This window comes from Mesorhizobium sp. M4B.F.Ca.ET.089.01.1.1 (assembly GCF_004022605.1).
GTDB classification, from domain to species: Bacteria; Pseudomonadota; Alphaproteobacteria; order Rhizobiales; family Rhizobiaceae; genus Mesorhizobium; species Mesorhizobium abyssinicae.
Genome location: NZ_RZOS01000640.1, coordinates 1 through 2,447 on the forward strand (window position 1 = coordinate 1; position 2,447 = coordinate 2,447).

Below are 2,447 nucleotides of genomic sequence, written 5' to 3' on the forward strand. Positions count from 1 at the left end.
GCTCTGATTTGCTCGACCCTGCTGATTGTGCTCGTCGCCGGCACCGCAACGGCCCAGGAAGCGCAGAACTCCGCCAATCTTGCGAGTGATTTCGCGCAAGCTGAAAGCGCCAATGACACTGCGATCAGTGAAATTTTCGATTCTAGATGGAGCCAGAGCGGCGGTCATTACGTCCTCAGCGAGGACGGCGTTGTCGCACCAGAGAAGACAGCCAAAAAGGACCAACAGGCAGATACCCATATTGATACGCTGAAGCCGGCTTACACAACGGAGGACGCCACTGCCGATAATACCATTCTGGGTAAGCTTACGACAGGACAGATTGCCCAAAATGATGTGGAGAATGCGACTCAAGACAGCACGGCAAGCGTGCAAGCATGCGGTCCGTCGCCTCTAAGTCCTTCGGAAATCAAGAAATTAGTCGTCGATGCGGCGCGGCGTCATAAGGTCGACGAGGTTTTCGCCACGGCGATTGCCTGGGCGGAAAGCGGCTTCGACCAAACTCGTAATTCGGACAAGGGCGCGCGCGGCCCCATGCAGCTTATGCCTGCGATCGCCGAACGGTTCCAGGTCGAGGACATCTGCGATCCGCAGCAGAACATAGAAGGCGGCATGAAGTACCTGCGGGTCCTGCTCGACGAGTTCCAAAATCCTCTGCTTGTCGCCGCTGCCTACAACAGCGGCGAGCAACGCATCTACTCGTACGGCGGCATCCCGCCGTTTCGGGAGACCATCGGCTACGTCGCCAAGGTGGTCAATTACCAGCTCGGTTTGCCTATGCCGGCGGCGAGGGTAAAGCCCAATGCATCCGGGACCACAACCATCGCAGGCGGTGATGAGGACGTCGACGTCGGTGTCATCGCCGTGAAGAAGACCGGCAAGTTTGTCGGTGGAGTGATGCACTTTTGAAGGAGAGAACGCATGAAGTGCAATGCAATTGAGGGACCGAGCGTCGGCGCATGGAAGCTGGCAGCCGTTCTTGGATTGGCTGCGGCCGTGCACATGGCCGGCGTCGATCTAGCCTTGGCGCAAAGTGGTGGTGGCGGCGGCGCCTTCGCGCCACTGCAGACGGCCGTTCAAATGATCGTGGATTTCATCACCGGTCCGTTCGGCCGGCTACTAGCGATCATTGCGGTGATCGGCCTTGGTTTTCTCGCCTTCGCCGGTCGGCTGTCGTGGTTCACGGCAGGCGCCGTCATCGTCGGCATTGGCCTGGTCTTCGGCGCGCCAACCATCGTCGATGAAATGATTGCGGCTGTCGGCAAATAGCGATGGCTGAGTTCGAGGACGAAAAGCCTGCTCTGACACCGCTGGTGATCGGCTTGACCCGTTCACCGACGCTTTGGGGTGTGCCGTACATGGCCGTCGTTATCGTCGTCGGTTTTACTATCATAGGGTGGTTGGGCTCCAACTCCCTGTGGGCACTGCTGACCGCACCAGTCGCCTACCTCGTCCTTTTCACGCTGTGCACCTGGGACAGCAAGATCCTCGACGTAATGCAGGTTGCGTCGCGCAAGACGCCCCGCACGCGCAACAAGAGCTTTTGGGGCGCCAATTCATACGGACCATAGCCGATGCTGAAAGTCGTCACAGAAGAGCTTGGGTTTGGCAAGGCTGCTCAAAACGAGCGGCCTATGTCGACTCATATCCCTTATTTGCGCCATGTCTCCGATACGGTGATCGGCTTGGAAAATGGCGCCTTGATCAGCGTCATCAAGCTCGATGGCCTATTCTTCCAGACTGAGGACCAGGCCACGCTAAACATGCGCTCCGTCGTGCAAAACACGATGATCCGTGCGCTCGGTTCCAGCCGGTTTTCGCTGTGGTCGACGGTCATCCGCCGCGCGGTTGAAACCGAGATCGGAGGCGCTTTTGATGATCCGTTCTGCGACCTGCTCAACAAGCGTTACATGGAACAGTTGCGCCACAAGCGCATGTTCACGAACGAGATCTACCTGACCATCGTAAGGTCAGGCATGAGGGGTGCGCTTGGCATCGGTGACACCCTTAAGCGGATACTCAACAACGCCAGCGGCGACGGCCGCTCTCGGCAGTCACGCGAGGACGTGACGGAACTGGAGGAGCTGGTCACCAACATCACGCGCGAGCTCGAGAAATACGGCGCGCGTGCGCTCGGCATCGCTCGCCGCGACGGCGAGCCTTATTCCGAACCCTGCGAGTTCTTCAACACAATCCTGACCTGCGGCGTGCCTCGTAAGATGCGGCTCCCGCGCATGGGCATCAGCAACTATGTCGGCACCTCTCGCCTCCATTTCGGCAAGCGGACCATGCAGGCACAAGCCGCTGTCGATGAGGACAGCCGTTTCGCCGCGCTTCTGTCGGTAAAGGAATATCCCCCCTTCACAGGGCCGGGAATGCTCGACGGCCTTTTGCAAGTCAATCACGAGTTCATTCTGACGCAATCGTTCACGATCGCGGATAAGCCC

General features: G+C 58.6%; 3 protein-coding genes and 1 pseudogene. All 4 read left to right on the forward strand.

Translation table 11 applies throughout. From position 1 onward, the window contains the following. Positions 1-3: 3 nt before the first annotated feature. Positions 4-909 carry a lytic transglycosylase domain-containing protein gene (locus EN780_RS32015; RefSeq protein ID WP_128276272.1) on the forward strand — a complete coding sequence of 302 codons (906 nt, stop codon included), beginning with the start codon at positions 4-6 and terminating at the stop codon, positions 907-909. Between the two features lie 12 nt (positions 910-921). After that, the gene (locus EN780_RS32020; protein WP_128276270.1) at positions 922-1,269 is read left to right on the forward strand and encodes a TrbC/VirB2 family protein; all 348 of its coding nucleotides are present in this window, start codon (positions 922-924) and stop codon (positions 1,267-1,269) included. Between the two features lie 2 nt (positions 1,270-1,271). Next, positions 1,272-1,571: a VirB3 family type IV secretion system protein gene (locus EN780_RS32025; protein WP_128276271.1), complete on the forward strand. Its 300-nt coding sequence runs from the start codon at positions 1,272-1,274 to the stop codon at positions 1,569-1,571. A gap of 3 nt (positions 1,572-1,574) precedes the next feature. Next, positions 1,575-2,447 (forward strand): annotated as a pseudogene (locus EN780_RS32030) (VirB4 family type IV secretion system protein); the annotation flags it as partial.